This is a genomic window from Aminobacter sp. P9b (genome assembly GCF_045345995.1).
GTDB classification, from domain to species: domain Bacteria; phylum Pseudomonadota; class Alphaproteobacteria; order Rhizobiales; family Rhizobiaceae; genus Aminobacter; species Aminobacter niigataensis.
In genome coordinates this window covers 1,384,083-1,397,219 of sequence record NZ_CP150082.1, presented here as the reverse complement: position 1 = coordinate 1,397,219, position 13,137 = coordinate 1,384,083, and the positions used below count along the sequence as shown (strand labels likewise).

Annotated in this window: 14 protein-coding genes; 1 reads left to right on the top strand and 13 read right to left on the bottom strand. The window is 63.1% G+C overall.

Annotated features, from left to right (window positions below; all coding sequences use genetic code 11):
* Nucleotides 1-18 precede the first annotated feature (18 nt).
* Genes WHT83_RS06825 through WHT83_RS06810 form a run of 4 tightly spaced genes read right to left on the bottom strand, consistent with a single transcriptional unit; the run spans nt 19 to nt 3,501 of the window.
* Entirely contained in the window at nt 19-864 is an 846-nt protein-coding gene (locus WHT83_RS06825; protein WP_406873366.1) for a metal ABC transporter permease, read from the bottom strand.
* Nucleotides 861-1,721, bottom strand: a complete 861-nt coding sequence (locus WHT83_RS06820; RefSeq protein ID WP_406873365.1) for a metal ABC transporter permease — start codon at nt 1,719-1,721, stop codon at nt 861-863. Before WHT83_RS06820 ends, WHT83_RS06825 begins: the two co-directional genes overlap by 4 nt.
* Entirely contained in the window at nt 1,718-2,632 is a 915-nt protein-coding gene (locus WHT83_RS06815) for a manganese/iron ABC transporter ATP-binding protein (protein WP_406873364.1), read from the bottom strand. The genes WHT83_RS06820 and WHT83_RS06815 overlap by 4 nt, the downstream gene beginning before the upstream one ends.
* Nucleotides 2,629-3,501 carry a metal ABC transporter substrate-binding protein gene (locus WHT83_RS06810; RefSeq protein WP_108609561.1) on the bottom strand — a complete coding sequence of 291 codons (873 nt, stop codon included), beginning with the start codon at nt 3,499-3,501 and terminating at the stop codon, nt 2,629-2,631. Before WHT83_RS06810 ends, WHT83_RS06815 begins: the two co-directional genes overlap by 4 nt.
* Nucleotides 3,502-3,764: 263 nt before the next feature.
* On the opposite strand from WHT83_RS06810, the gene WHT83_RS06805 reads away from it, so the two are divergent.
* Complete coding sequence (locus WHT83_RS06805) at nt 3,765-3,986, top strand: DUF2171 domain-containing protein (RefSeq protein ID WP_406873941.1); 222 nt, start codon at nt 3,765-3,767, stop codon at nt 3,984-3,986.
* Between the two features lie 39 nt (nt 3,987-4,025).
* On the opposite strand, the gene WHT83_RS06800 is transcribed toward WHT83_RS06805, so the two are convergent.
* The 9 genes from WHT83_RS06800 to WHT83_RS06760 form a co-directional block, all read right to left on the bottom strand.
* On the bottom strand, nt 4,026-4,784 hold the full coding sequence (locus tag WHT83_RS06800; RefSeq protein WP_406873363.1) for a glycosyltransferase domain-containing protein: 759 nt from the start codon (nt 4,782-4,784) through the stop codon (nt 4,026-4,028).
* Between the two features lie 200 nt (nt 4,785-4,984).
* On the bottom strand, nt 4,985-6,490 hold the full coding sequence (locus tag WHT83_RS06795; RefSeq protein ID WP_406873362.1) for a S8 family serine peptidase: 1,506 nt from the start codon (nt 6,488-6,490) through the stop codon (nt 4,985-4,987).
* The gene (locus WHT83_RS06790; RefSeq protein ID WP_406873361.1) at nt 6,487-7,149 is read right to left on the bottom strand and encodes an anti-sigma factor; all 663 of its coding nucleotides are present in this window, start codon (nt 7,147-7,149) and stop codon (nt 6,487-6,489) included. Before WHT83_RS06790 ends, WHT83_RS06795 begins: the two co-directional genes overlap by 4 nt.
* Entirely contained in the window at nt 7,146-7,718 is a 573-nt protein-coding gene (locus WHT83_RS06785; RefSeq protein ID WP_055981680.1) for a sigma-70 family RNA polymerase sigma factor, read from the bottom strand. Before WHT83_RS06785 ends, WHT83_RS06790 begins: the two co-directional genes overlap by 4 nt.
* A gap of 359 nt (nt 7,719-8,077) precedes the next feature.
* Nucleotides 8,078-8,833: an ABC transporter ATP-binding protein gene (locus WHT83_RS06780; RefSeq protein ID WP_406873360.1), complete on the bottom strand. Its 756-nt coding sequence runs from the start codon at nt 8,831-8,833 to the stop codon at nt 8,078-8,080.
* Entirely contained in the window at nt 8,830-9,819 is a 990-nt protein-coding gene (locus WHT83_RS06775; RefSeq protein ID WP_406873359.1) for an ABC transporter ATP-binding protein, read from the bottom strand. Before WHT83_RS06775 ends, WHT83_RS06780 begins: the two co-directional genes overlap by 4 nt.
* Nucleotides 9,819-10,658 carry an ABC transporter permease gene (locus WHT83_RS06770; protein WP_406873358.1) on the bottom strand — a complete coding sequence of 280 codons (840 nt, stop codon included), beginning with the start codon at nt 10,656-10,658 and terminating at the stop codon, nt 9,819-9,821. The genes WHT83_RS06775 and WHT83_RS06770 overlap by 1 nt, the downstream gene beginning before the upstream one ends.
* Nucleotides 10,658-11,623: an ABC transporter permease gene (locus WHT83_RS06765; protein WP_108605621.1), complete on the bottom strand. Its 966-nt coding sequence runs from the start codon at nt 11,621-11,623 to the stop codon at nt 10,658-10,660. The genes WHT83_RS06770 and WHT83_RS06765 overlap by 1 nt, the downstream gene beginning before the upstream one ends.
* Before the next feature lie 54 nt (nt 11,624-11,677).
* Nucleotides 11,678-13,123: an ABC transporter substrate-binding protein gene (locus WHT83_RS06760; RefSeq protein ID WP_406873357.1), complete on the bottom strand. Its 1,446-nt coding sequence runs from the start codon at nt 13,121-13,123 to the stop codon at nt 11,678-11,680.
* Between the last annotated feature and the right edge of the window lie 14 nt (nt 13,124-13,137).

Genomic DNA, 13,137 nt, shown 5'->3' with positions numbered 1-13,137 from the left:
GTGGGGAGGGCAGAGGGCTCAATCCGCCACCACCACCTGTCGCTCCCGAAGCGCTGTCCGGCGCCTCGATATGAAGAAGGCAACGACAAAGGTCAGGCTCATCAGCAGCACGATGGTCGGTGCCGGCGCGCTGTCGATGAAGAAGCTGAGGTAGACGCCTGCGAATGAGCACGCTACCGCCACCAGCACCGACACCATGAGCATGCGCTCGAAGCGGTCGGTGAGTAGATAGGCAATTGCGCCCGGCGCGATCAGCATGGCGATCGCGATGATGATGCCGACAGCTTTCAGCGCACCGACGATGGTCAGCGACAGCACGGTCAACAGCCCGTAATGCAGCAGCCTGACCGGCAGGCCGATGGCCTGCGCATGCTGCGGGTCGAAGGCATGCAACAGCAGGTCGCGGCGGAAGATGCCGATGGCCCCGGTGGCGATCAGAGCGATCACCGCGGTCTGGCCGACATCGGACCAACTGACGCCCAGCATGTCGCCGAACAAGATGTGGTCGAGATGCACGTCGGTCTGGATCTTGGTGTAGAGCACGATGCCAAAGCCGAACATGCCGGAAAAGACGATGCCCATGACCGTGTCTTCCTTGACCCGGCTGTTCTGCTTGAGATAGCCGGTCGCCAGGGCACAGGTCATGCCGGCGGCGAAGGCGCCGATGGCCAGCGGGATGCCGGCGATATAAGCGAGCACGACGCCGGGCAGCACGGCATGGCTGATGGCATCGCCCATCAGCGACCAGCCCTTGAGCACCAGGAAGCACGACAGCAGCGCCATCGGCACCGCCACCAGCAGCGAGATGGCGAACGCCTGCTGCATGAACGGAAAGGCGAAGGGGAGCGCGAGGGTTTCGATCATGCTCCCGCCTCCAGTTCGACCCGCGCCCGCCGCCGCGCGGCCAGCATGCCGTGCTTCGGCGCAAAGACAAACGCCATCAGGAAGATCAGCGTCTGGGCCACCACGATGATGCCGCCGGTGGCGCCGTCGAGGAAATAGCTGGCATAGGCGCCGACAAAGCTGGTGATCGAGCCGATCGCAACGCTGATCACGATCAGCCGGGGAAAGCGGTCGGTCAGAAGATAGGCCGTCGCCCCCGGCGTCACCACCATGGCGATGACCAGGAAGGCGCCCACCGTCTGCAGTGCCGCCACCGTCGAGGCCGACAGCAGCATGAAGAACAGCACCTTGAGCATGTCGGGGTTGAGCCCGATCGAGCGCGCATGGTTCTCGTCGAAGAAAGCGACCATCAGGTCCTTCCACTTGGCGAGCAGGATGGCCAGCGAAATGCCGCCGATCAGCGCCAGCTGAAGCGTGTCCGCCGGCGTCACTGCCAGGATGTTGCCGAGCACGATGGTCTGGATGTTCACCGAGGCCGGCGACAGCGAGATCATGAACAGGCCGAGCCCGAAGAACGAGGTGAAGATCAGGCCGATGATGGCGTCTTCCCTGAGCTTGGTGCGCTGGTTGAGGAACAGCATGGCGCCGGCCGCAAGCCCGCCCGAAAGGAAGGCGCCAAGCGCAAACGGCAGGCCGAGCATGTAGGCGCCGGCAACGCCCGGCACGATCGAATGCGAGAGCGCGTCGCCGATCAGGGACCAGCCCTTGAGCATCAGATAGGCCGAGAGGAAGGCGCAGACGCCGCCGACCAGCGCCGACACCCACATCGCGTTGAGCATGTAGCCATAGCCGAACGGCTCGCTGAGCATGGCGATCATTTCTTGCGCCCGCCCTTCTTGGCCGCACCGTCGTTGCCGTTGCCGTCGCCATAGATGACGAAGGGTCGCTCGTCGTCGGTCAGCACTGTCACCTGACGCTTGTCGGCGGCGTCCTGATGCAGCTCGGCGCCGCCCAGGATGAACTGGCGCAACACGCCGCCAAAGGCCTTTTCGAGATTGGCCTTGGTGAAGGTTTCGGCCGTCAGCCCGGAGGCGAGAACGGTGCGATTGACCAGAACGGCGCGGTCGCAGAAGCGCGGCACGGAGCCCAGGTTGTGCGTCGACACCAGCATCACCCGGCCTTCGTCGCGCAAGCCCTGCAAAAGCGCGATGATCGCTTCTTCGGTGCGCACGTCGACGCCGGTGAAGGGTTCGTCGAGCAGGATCAGTTCGCCCTCCTGCGCCAGCGCCCGCGCCAGGAACACGCGCTTTTTCTGTCCGCCCGAGAGCTCGCCGATCTGGCGCTTGCGGAAGTCGGCCATGCCGACGCGTTCAAGTGCCGCGTCCACCGCCTCGCGGTCAATACTGCGCGTCATGCGCAGGAAATTCATGTGGCCGTAGCGGCCCATCATCACCACGTCTTCGACCAGCACCGGAAAGTTCCAGTCGACGTCCTCGCTCTGCGGCACATAGGCGACGAGGTTTTTCTTCAGCGCCTCGCGGGCCGGCTGGCCCAGGATCGAAACGCTGCCGGTGGCAAGCGGCACGAAGCCCATGATCGACTTGAACAGGGTCGACTTGCCGCTGCCGTTGACGCCGACAAGCGCTGTGATCGTGCCGCGCGGAATGGAAAAGGAGGCGTTGCGCAGGGCCGTGTGCCCGTTGCGGTAGGTCACCGAGATGTTGTCGACGCTGAGGCCGTCGCCGGCCTGAGCCTGGGCCGCGGGGCGCCCCTTCAGCGGAACGTTCATTGGGAAAGTCCCTTGACGATGGTCTGGGTGGTGACGCTGAGCAGGTCGAGATAGGTCGGCACCGGGCCGCCTTCGTCGCTCAGCGAGTCGACATAGAGCACACCGCCATACTTGGCGCCCGTTTCCCGCGCGACCTGCTCGGCCGGCTTCGACGACACCGTGCTTTCGCTGAACATGGCCGGAATGCTGTTGGCCTTGACGAGGTCGATCACCTTGCGCACCTGCTGGGGCGTACCTTGCTGGTCGGCATTGATCGGCCAAAGATAGACCTCCTTCAAGCCGAAATCGCGGGCGAGATAGGAAAACGCGCCTTCGCTGGTGGCGAGCCAACGGCGCTCGGCGGGGATGGTCTCGATGGCCTTGTGGATCGGCGCGACCGTTGCCTTGATCTTCTCCGAATAGGCGGCCGCGTTCCTGGCATAGACCTCGGCATTGGCAGGATCCTTCTCGGCGAAGGCCTTGCGGATGTTCTCGACATAGATGAGCGCCGCCTCGGGCGACATCCAGGCATGCGGGTTGGGCTTGCCGGTGTAGGGGCCTTCGGCGATGCCCATCGGGCTTACGCCATCGGAGACGACGGCCTGCGCCACGCCATCAAGGTTTTCAAAGAACTTTTCGAACCACAGTTCGAGGTTCAGCCCGTTCCACAGCACGAGATCGGCCTTCTGGGCGCGCAGGATGTCGCCCGGCGTCGGCTGGTAGTTGTGGATCTCGGCGTTCGGCTTGGTGATCGATTCCACCTCGGCTGCGTCGCCGGCGACGTTGCGGGCGATGTCGGCGATCACCGTGAAGGTGGTCACCACCTTCATCTTGCCGCCGGCTTCGCTGTCCTGGGAGCAGGCCGATAGCCCGAGCATGGCCGCGAGCATGGCGATGGCGGCGAAGGTGGTGCGTAGCGCTGTCATGGATATCCCGTTCGAGAATACGCGCCCGATGGGCGGCAGATACGATGCCTTACCTAGTGGCAGCCGGGTCGCCTGTCAATGCAATTGCAAATCGTTTGCAATAAGAAATGCGAATTCCGCTGCGACGGCCTCGGGCCTTGCATCCAATCGAGGCTGAGCGCGTTTTCGTTTGCCAATCCCAGACAAGGAGAACGGTCGTGTCAGCCAGCACAGCAATTCGCGAGCATATGGAAGTCATCGGCGCCGACGGCGTGCATATCGGCACCGTCGACAAGGTCGAGAACGGGCGCATCAAGCTCACGAAAAGGGACAGCGGCGAAGGCAGCCATCGCGGCCACCATCACTACATCTCCACCGCGCTCGTTGCGGAGACCGAGGGCAACAAGGTGCGGCTGTCGGCCAATGCCGATGTCGCGGTGACATTCGAAGAGGAAGGCAAGGCGGAGTAGGTCTCCGTATCGACTAGCTGGTCGAAGTTTGGGGAGCGCCTAGTTCCAGCGCCGGCCCTCTGCAAATCCTGCTTCGATGTAGTGTTTTCTTGGGTTCATGCCTGCGGCTGCAACGTCAGGGTTCAATTTTAGATAGACTTCGTCGCGAAACCCACGAGGCAGCCGATGGCCGCTTATGCGTGGCCAGTCAAATAGTTCATTTTCATGTGGCGTGCCCGTGAGATAGGCAGGTTGGAACCTGTGCCGCCAGGCAACGACGTTGAACGAGAGCTGGTCACGATATGACCATCTTTTCACCTCGGCAGCCCAGCTCTCCATTACGGTAACGAGGGCCGCATTGTTGTGTCGTCTTAGCATTATCGTCGCCGTAATGAGCCCCGCGCCGACCGGATACCCGAGGGCGCGATAATGATCCATTTGCGCGGCGATCGTGGAAGGATCGTCCAGACCCAAGGCGGTCACAACCTCAGCCTCGTCGTACACGCAGCTTCGCTCGGGGTGGCGGAAGCACAGCATCGGCTCTGGAGTTGCATCCAGCAGTTGGAAAAAGCCCTCGGCGGGGACTTTTGGCTCGACAGTATTGTCGAAATACAAGCTCGCCGCGTAACCGCCGACAAAGCGATGCGGTAGAAGCTTCACCATTTTGGATGTTCGAACCGGGCCAAGCTTGCTCGAGTCGACGTATTTGAACTGCCACAGACTGGATTTCAAAGACCGGTCATCAGTGAAGCAAATGAAGTCGGTCTTGCCATCCCGCTTGAAATATCTATCGGCAAATGTCTCCGAATAGCCAAACATGCAGGTGTATACCGCCCGCCGTCGCGCCTTCCCTCGAAATCGCAATAGAGTGTCGAAGAACCTATCCACGGTTTTTGGCCAACGCGCTGCTTCACTAAACTTATTGAGGACGCAACCGGTTGGAAGCCGTCGTTACGACGCCGCTCGGTCCAACTTGCTCACCAGAACTCTATGTTCCGCTGTGACGGACGGTGCCGGCCCTACTCCTTCACGGCCTCGGCAGCCTTGGTGTTGATCAGGCCAAAACCGAAATCGGTGTCGCGGCCCTTGTCGCCGAGATCGGTGGCAGTGGCGGCGAGTGCCTTTTCGATCGATTCTGCAGAGCGGCCTGGCTCGTTGTGCAACAAATTGGCAATCGCGCCGCTGACCACTGCTGCGGCAAACGAGGTGCCCGTCACCAAGTCCGTGCCGCCGCCGACCGGGGCCATGACGTCGACGCCGGGGGCGGAGATGTAGACGTAGGGCCCGCGATTCGCCTGCTTCATCAACGCGTCCTTGGCATCGGTGGCCGTTACCGCGATGACGCCCTTGTAGGCGGCGGGGTAGCCATAGGGCGCACCGGGGCCATTGTTGCCGGCGGCAGCGACGAGGATCATGCCGCGGGCGCGGGCGCCGCGGCTGGCCTGCTCCAGCAATGCGTTCTTGGGCCCGACGAAGCTCATGTTGACGATCTGGACATTCTGCTCGGCTGCCCAGTCGAGCGCGTTGAGAATGATCTCCATGTTCGACTTGCCGCCTTCGAAGGCGCGGGCATGGAAGATCTTCGAGCCCGGCGCCATGCCCTTGAACGGTCCCGTGCCGGCGATCAGACCGGCGACCGAGGTGGCGTGGTCGCGGGCGGTGACCGTCACCCCCGGCATGGCGTCGAAGCTGCCGGCGACGACGCCCTTCAGCGCCGGGTGAGTGTCGTCGATGGCGGTGTCGATGACCGCTATGCTGACGTTCTCGCCATTGGCGGCGGCCTCGTCGAGCGCGATGCGCTGGAAGGCGAAATTGGGCCCTGCCGCCGCCTGCTGCAGTTCGTAGATGTGGTTGGGTTCGCGTGTCGTGGTGCGGCCATCGCCGGCAAGCTGCGCAAGCACCGTACCGACCGGGCGACCGTCGGGAATGCCGTAGCGGACAAGGCTGGTGCCGAGCAGGGCCGACAGACGCTGCGAGCGGATTTCCAGGCCATAGGCGGCAGCGACAGCTTGCGCGACCGGCGCGCCGCCATCGACGGTGACCAGCACTTCGTCGGGCACGAAGGCACCCGAGATCGCGCGCGGCGGCGCGGTAATCGCGGTTCCGGGTGGTGGCACATCAGGCGGCGGCGGTGTCGGCTGACCACCACCCGCCTGCGCGCCGCCACCTGACGGATCCGGGCTTGCGGCGGCCGGGTCGCGGAGCGGATTGGGCGTCGGCACCGGCGTCGCTGGCTGCCCCCCGGATGCGACACCGGGAAAGTCGCCGGGATTGGGAAAAAGGTCGACCAGCAGTTCGGGCAGGCCGACCGCCCGGGGCGGGATTTCGCCGCCGGAACCCGGACCGCCCGGCGTCGGCTGCGCGCCGGGTTGCAGGCATTCAGCAGCCGTCGCCGCCGTCGTTCGGCTGAGGCAGTCGAGCTGCTGCGGCGTCAGGCTGGGATCGTTGGTCTGGGCAAATGCAGGCGTGGCGGCGAACAATGTCGCCGCCAGCATCAACCCTGCAACTCGCCTCGGCAGCGTCATCCCGCAGGCTTCCTTCCCGCTGTCACCGTATCGGCAAAGGGTGCCGCCGCGATCAGGCCGACGATGCGATCGTAGTCGGCGACAGTTTCGGCAGGAATGGCGATGCGGAAGACGCCGCTGGCCGTCGGGCCATCGATGATCGCCGCACCGTTGTCGCCGAGCAGCGCGGCAATGTCGGCCATCCTGGCGTCAGGCTTGAAGGTAACCAGCGCGAAAGGCAGCTTCGACTGCTCCGCGCCGGTGCCGGCGACCTGGATGTCGGAACCGGTGCCCGAAGGCGCCACCACGCCCTGCACGACGATGAAGGCCAGCAATGCTGCCGCCGCGGCCCAGGCGACGCCCACGGGCACGCCCATGAAGCGCTCCCAGGCACGCGTCAGCAGCGACTGCGCCTGCGGCTCGCGGACCGGCCCGGCCTCGGCATCGAGCAGCCTGGAGAAGCGGCTCAGCGCATCGGCCGGCGGGCGGATCGCCTCGTTGGACGCCATCGTGCCTGAGAATTCGGCCTCGGCTGCCTCGAGGGCTGCGGGCGCGGCCGGATCGCTGGCGAGCCAGTCCTCGACGGTCGCCAGTTCGGCGCCTTCCAGCGTGCCGTTCAGGTAGAACGGCAGCAGCGTTTCGATCTCGTCGCGGCGGGACATCTTTTCGGCAGCGCTCATGGCCAGCCCCTGTCGTATCCGGCAGCCTTCAGGGCTTCGCCGAGTTTCTTGCGGGCATAAAACATCCGCGTCTTCACCGTCGCCACCGGAATGTCGAGCACCTCGCCGATCTCAGTCACCGACTTGCCGTGATAATAGGCGAGGTCGATGACGGTGCGGTGCTCCTCGGCCAGCGCGTCGACGAAACGGCGCAGGGCGGCGCCCTTGTCCAGCTTCATCGTCACCACTTCGGGCGTGTCCGAGCCGTCGGGCACTGCGGCGGCATCGTCGTCGTCAAGCCAGTCTTCCTTGCGCTTGCGCAGCGACGACAGCGCCTTGAAGCGGGCGATGCCGAGCAGCCAGGTCGAGACTTCCGAACGGCCTTCGAACTGCGGCGCCTTGCGCCACAACTCCAGAAACACTTCATTGGCAACGTCATCCGCCATGGCTTCCGACCCCGTCTGGCGCGCCACGAAACGGTAGACCCGTGCGTGGTGGCGCGTGAACAGGAGCCGCAAAGCGGCGCGGTCGCCGTTTGCGACGCGGCTCACGAGATCACGATCGGACATGGGGTCTGATGCGATGTTCATGGCCGGTGCAACCGCCGGGCTCCTGTCTGCTTGGTCGTTGTTGGCCGCAAAAAGGTTCACCGGAATGTTTCGGATGAGGGAAAGCTAGCCGAACTTCCCCGACATGGCCAGTCCGGCGCAGGGAGCGGCAGCATCCCCGGCCGTGGCACGGCCCAATACGGCTCTGTCTGTCCGATAGGGTCGGCCGAGAAGCGGGCATTTGGTACGCCCACTTGGCCAGTCCGAGCGCAAAGCACAGCTCCCGATCATACCAAAAAGCTGGCTTGCCCGACAGGATTCAAGCTGACGTTGCCCCTAAAACTTTTATCCAGCCTGAAGGAGACTCGGGGCGGCTGGTGTTGCCCATGTGGGGAAATTTCTTATTCGACGCGCAGGCGCGGCCAGGCTGAAAGAAGCTCGCGCGTGTAAGCGTCTCGTGGCGATTGAAACATCGAGGCTACATCGCCGCTCTCGACCGCTTTTCCAGCACGCATCACGACAGCGTTTTCAGCGATCAACCGAACAACCGCCAGATTGTGACTGATGACGACAAGCGTCATGTTTTCCGACTGCCTGATGTCCTGCAAGAGATTGAGCAAGTCGCCCTGAACGGAAACGTCCAGGCCGGCGGTCGGCTCATCGGCGATCAGGATGGACGGTTTCATGAGCAGCGCACGCGCGATGGCCACCCGCCGAGCCTGACCGCCGCTGATCTCGTGAGGGTATTTGTCGAGGATGCCTTTCGGCAGGCCAAGCCGGTTCAAGATGACGCCAAGGCGCTCGTATGTCACCGCCAGCGGTTCGTTCAAGACCGTGGCGACTTCGCCCATCAGCGTGCGGATGCGACTGCGCGGGGAAAGGGATGCCGCCGGGTCCTGGAAGATCGGCTGCAAGACACGCGCCCTCTTCTTCAGCGCGGCGCGGCTATGCGACAGCGGCATGCCCAGAATGCAGACATCGCCCTGGTCGAGCTTCTGCAACCCGAGAATGGCCCGCATCAGCGTCGTCTTTCCGGAACCGGACTCGCCGACAATGCCGAAACACGTGCCTTGCGGAATGGCGAGGGATACATCGTCGAGAGCGATGGTCTGGCCAAAACGCAATCTCGCCTTGCTGATCGAGATGGCATCCATCATGAACCCGCCAGCAAGAGACAGCGCGCGCCGTGGTCCGCTGCGTCACCGACCGCAAATTCGTCCGGAACAGTCGTCGCGCACGCCTCGAACGAGACATCGCAGCGGCCGTTGAAGATGCAACCGGATGGACGCCGGAACGGGTCAGGCAATTCCCCGGGGATGACGGTAAAGCGGTTTTCGGTGACGTTGACGGCGCGCTGGCGATCGATTGCGACCTCGCAGTCAAAGAGCATGCGCGTGTAGGGATGACCGGGCTGCTGCTGGACTTGCTTGACCGTGCCGTGCTCCAGCCGTTCGCCGGCATAAAGTACCGATATGCGGTCGCAATATTCGGTGACGAGCCCAAGACTGTGGGTGATCAGAAGCACCGCGCAGCCTATGCGGTCTCGCAGGCTGACGATCTCGCGCATGATCTGCGCTTCGACCGTGACGTCGAGCGCCGTCGTCGGCTCGTCGGCGATCAGCAGCACCGGCTCGGACAAAAGCGCCATGGCGATCACCACGCGCTGACGCATGCCACCGGACAATTCGTGAGGGTACTGGCCCATCCGCCGCTTCGGGTCGCTCAGCTTGACCTTTGCCAGCGCCTCCTCGGCCATGGCGACATGCGTCTTGCGGTCACCACCCGGCAACCGCCGGCGAAGGACTTCGCAGAGCTGTGTGCCGACGGTGAACACCGGATTGAGCGACAGCATCGGATCCTGGAAGATCATCGCCATGCCGCGTCCCCGCAGTGGAGCCGTGGCGTCGCGCTGTGTCAGGTCATAGCTCCTGCCGCCGATAGTAGCGGTGCCTGACGTAACCTTTGCATTGTTGGCGAGCAGGCCCATCAATGCGAAGGCGACGGTCGATTTTCCGCTGCCGGATTCGCCAACGAGACCGAGTATCTCGCCCTTGCCGATCTCCAGCGAGATATCGCGCAACGCATGCGCGGTAACATGGGACAGATTATAGTCGACCGACAGATTGCGCACCGAGATCGCCATCAGCGCGCTCCTGTCGTTTTGGGGTCGATCACCCGCCGCAGTGCTTCCCCGAGGAGGGTTGCGCCGAGCGTTGCGATCGCCAGGACCAGCGAGGCCGCGATGATGGGCCACCAGGATTGGTTGATCGACACGAAGCCATCCTTGATCAACGTGCCGAGCGAGGATTTCGGCGGTTGCACGCCGAAGCCGAGGAACGAGAGCGATGCCTCGAAGGCGATGACGACGGGCAGGTTCATGCTGGCCAGCACGATGATGGGACCGGCGACATTGGGCAAATAGTGCCGGGCCACGATGGTGGCGGGGTGCACGGCCAGCATGCGCTCGGCCTCGATGAAGCTCAGGCTCCGCAGGCTTTGCGCCCGCGCCCGCGCCATCCTGCCAAACTGCGGGATGAAGACGACTGTGACCAGGAGCACAAAGGTGATTGGTCCCTTGCCGTAGAGGGCGATGAGGGCGAATGCCAGGATGAGCGGTGGAAATGCGTTGACGATGTCGAAGACACCGGTAATCACCCGGTCGATCCGAGGACCGGCAACAGCCGCTACGACGCCGATCAGCGATCCGACGACCGAGGAGATGACGACGATCATCGCTGCCAGCGCGAGCGCATAGCGTGTGCCGGCGGATGTGCGCGCAACAAGATCGCGCCCCAGGTTGTCGGTTCCCAAAAGATGCGCCGCTCCCGGTGGCGCGAAGCGGGCTTTGACGTCGATGAGATTGGGGTCGGGACTGACCAGTGGCCCGACGATCGCGAATATGAGGATGACGAGCGTAAAAACGAGGCCGAGCCTGCCATCGCGCTCCGAACAGATGCGTTTCAGTGTCGTGAAAGACCCCATCACCCGCGACCCGCCGCAATGCGAGGGTCGAGCAGTGCGTTGATCATGTCGACCACCAGATTGGCGATGATGTAAAAGGTGACGATGAACACCACGCAAGCCTGCACAATCGGATAATTGCGCTGCGCGATGGAGTTGAAGATCAGGCTTCCGATGCCAGGACGGGCGAAGATGATCTCCACCACAACCGAACTGCCGATCAATTCGCCCAGGCCGATGCCGAGGATCGACACGATCGGCACCAGCGCGAGCTTCAGGGAATACAATCCGACGATGCGGTATTCCGACACGCCGTAGGCGCGGAGGGTCCGCACGTGAAGTTCCGCCAGGGTGTCGAGCAAGGAAGCGCGGACAAGCCGCGAGATGTAGCCGATCCAGCCAAGTGCCAGTGCCACGCTCGGCAGGATCAAATGCCGTAGTTGGTCGAACGTGTCGCCCGGTTCTCCGGCCCCCGCCACGGGCAACCAATGCAGGCCGATGGCGAAGACGAGAAAGAGGGCGACCGACACCACGAGAGTAGGTGTCGTGATGAAGGAAATGGACAGCAGGGCCAGGCCGCTATCCAGCCACGAACCCGGCTTCAGCGCCGCGATCACGCCGATCGGAATGCCGACGAGCAACGCCAGCGCCAGCGCGCTGAAGGCCAGCGCCAAGGTGTTGGGGATCACATCCATCACGATATCGAGGATCGGCCGATTCGATACGACATCGACGCCGAAATCGCCGGTGGCGATGCGGCTGAAGAACAGCCAGAGCTGCTCCGGGATGCTACGGTCGAGGCCCATGGCCTGCGTGATTTGAACGCGAAGCTCAGGCGTCGCCCGCGGACCAAGCATCACGGACGCGAAGTCTCCCGGGACAAGACGCATCATCAGGAACAGTAGAAGGGTGGCGCCGGCAATGGTCAGCACGACCGACACGAGGCGCGATGCGATGAACGCGGCCGTCCGCTGCGCTTTGATCATCTGTTTCCCCTCCCCCAAGGTTCCCCGGCTTGATCGACCTACATCATTGTTGGCTCACGCTCTGTCGAAGTACTCGAACTGCCAGTCCTTGCCATTCGGCAGGAGCATCGGCGTTAGCCACGACGCATCGACAAAGAAATTCCGGCCATGGGTGATCCAGATGCAGGACGCGGATTCGTCGAGCAGCTTCTGCATCTCGATATAGATTGCCTCTCGCTGGGCCTTCTCCAGCGTTTCCACGCCTTGCTGGTGCAGGTTGTCAAACTCGGGACTGTTCCAGTGCTGCCAGTTCCACAGACCGACCTGGCTGCCAAGGAACCATTGTGTCTGGAAGCTCGGATCGAATTTGGAGGTGTAGGGTATGAGCGTGAGTTCGAGATCCTTGCTGGCATTGTCGGCGCCGAGCGCCCAATAGGCGCCGGAATCCATCGGGTTGATGTTGAGCGTGATGCCGACTTCGGCAAGATTGGCTTGGGCGATCTGGGCCACGGCAAGCGAGGTGGCGTCGTTGAGGCAGGTGAAGCTGAAGGTCAGGCCGGTCAGGCCGGTTTCGGCCAGCAGCGCCTGCGCTTTTTCGAGATCCCGGTTGTAGAGCGGTGCATCGGCCCAGTTGCCGAGCAGGCCTGGAGCCAGAAGCGTCTTGGCGCGCGAGGTGGCGCCGGCATAGGCGCCTTCAATGATTGCATCGACGTCGATCGCCCAGCGGATCGCCTGGCGCACTTTGACATCGGCCAGGGCACCTTTTTGGACGTTGATGCCGATCCAGGTGTAGTCGACGCCGGCAATGTCGATCACGTCGGTGTCCGGCAGCGCCTTCGCAGTGTCGAGCTGGTCGGCGTCGAAGGCCGTGAAATCCAGTTCCTTCGCCTGATAGGCCAGGAAGGAGGTCCTGCGTTCGGGAATGATCTTGCCGGTGATTTCGCCGACGCGAGCCTTGAAAGGACCCTTGTAGTCGGGATTTGCGGCAAGCAGGAACTGCTCCTTGGGGCGCCAGTCCTTGAGCAGCAGCGGCCCCGAACCGATGAGGGTCGTGGCGATCTTGTCGCCCAGCTGTTCGCAGGCCTTCTTGGACAGGATTGCCCCGGAAGCGTCGCAGATACCGATCAGCCATAGCGCCGCGGAGCGGTGCTTGAGGATGAGCTTGCCTGTGTATTTTCCCGTGATTTCGACCGACTTAAGAGCCTCCATATCGTCGGCGTAGGCAAGTTTCTTGCCGTTGTCGCCATTGATGAAGCGGTCGAACGAGTACTTCACGTCTTCGGCGGTCATCTCGCCGAAGTCACCGGTGAACATTTGGCCTGCGTTGAGCTCGAATTCGAACTCGGTATCGGAAACCTGCCGTATCTCCTTTGCCGCATCGTTGGACCAGCTGAGCTTGCCCGGTTCGAACCGCACCAGTGTCTGGCAAACCGAACGGATGATGTTGCCCTCGGTCGTGCCAACGCGATTGCCCGGGTCGAGGCTGCCGATATCCGCATCCACGGCGATGACCGGGTTCATTCGGTCGCCTGCGG

Coding starts and splice junctions, on each gene's coding strand:
- WHT83_RS06825 (WP_406873366.1), bottom strand. CDS start 864: ATGATCGAAACCCTCGCGCTCCCCTTCGCCTTTCCGTTCATGCAGCAG.
- WHT83_RS06820 (WP_406873365.1), bottom strand. CDS start 1,721: ATGATCGCCATGCTCAGCGAGCCGTTCGGCTATGGCTACATGCTCAAC.
- WHT83_RS06815 (WP_406873364.1), bottom strand. CDS start 2,632: ATGAACGTTCCGCTGAAGGGGCGCCCCGCGGCCCAGGCTCAGGCCGGC.
- WHT83_RS06810 (WP_108609561.1), bottom strand. CDS start 3,501: ATGCTCGCGGCCATGCTCGGGCTATCGGCCTGCTCCCAGGACAGCGAA.
- WHT83_RS06805 (WP_406873941.1), top strand. CDS start 3,765: ATGGAAGTCATCGGCGCCGACGGCGTGCATATCGGCACCGTCGACAAG.
- WHT83_RS06800 (WP_406873363.1), bottom strand. CDS start 4,784: ATGTTTGGCTATTCGGAGACATTTGCCGATAGATATTTCAAGCGGGAT.
- WHT83_RS06795 (WP_406873362.1), bottom strand. CDS start 6,490: ATGACGCTGCCGAGGCGAGTTGCAGGGTTGATGCTGGCGGCGACATTG.
- WHT83_RS06790 (WP_406873361.1), bottom strand. CDS start 7,149: ATGAGCGCTGCCGAAAAGATGTCCCGCCGCGACGAGATCGAAACGCTG.
- WHT83_RS06785 (WP_055981680.1), bottom strand. CDS start 7,718: ATGAACATCGCATCAGACCCCATGTCCGATCGTGATCTCGTGAGCCGC.
- WHT83_RS06780 (WP_406873360.1), bottom strand. CDS start 8,833: ATGATGGATGCCATCTCGATCAGCAAGGCGAGATTGCGTTTTGGCCAG.
- WHT83_RS06775 (WP_406873359.1), bottom strand. CDS start 9,819: ATGGCGATCTCGGTGCGCAATCTGTCGGTCGACTATAATCTGTCCCAT.
- WHT83_RS06770 (WP_406873358.1), bottom strand. CDS start 10,658: ATGGGGTCTTTCACGACACTGAAACGCATCTGTTCGGAGCGCGATGGC.
- WHT83_RS06765 (WP_108605621.1), bottom strand. CDS start 11,623: ATGATCAAAGCGCAGCGGACGGCCGCGTTCATCGCATCGCGCCTCGTG.
- WHT83_RS06760 (WP_406873357.1), bottom strand. CDS start 13,123: ATGAACCCGGTCATCGCCGTGGATGCGGATATCGGCAGCCTCGACCCG.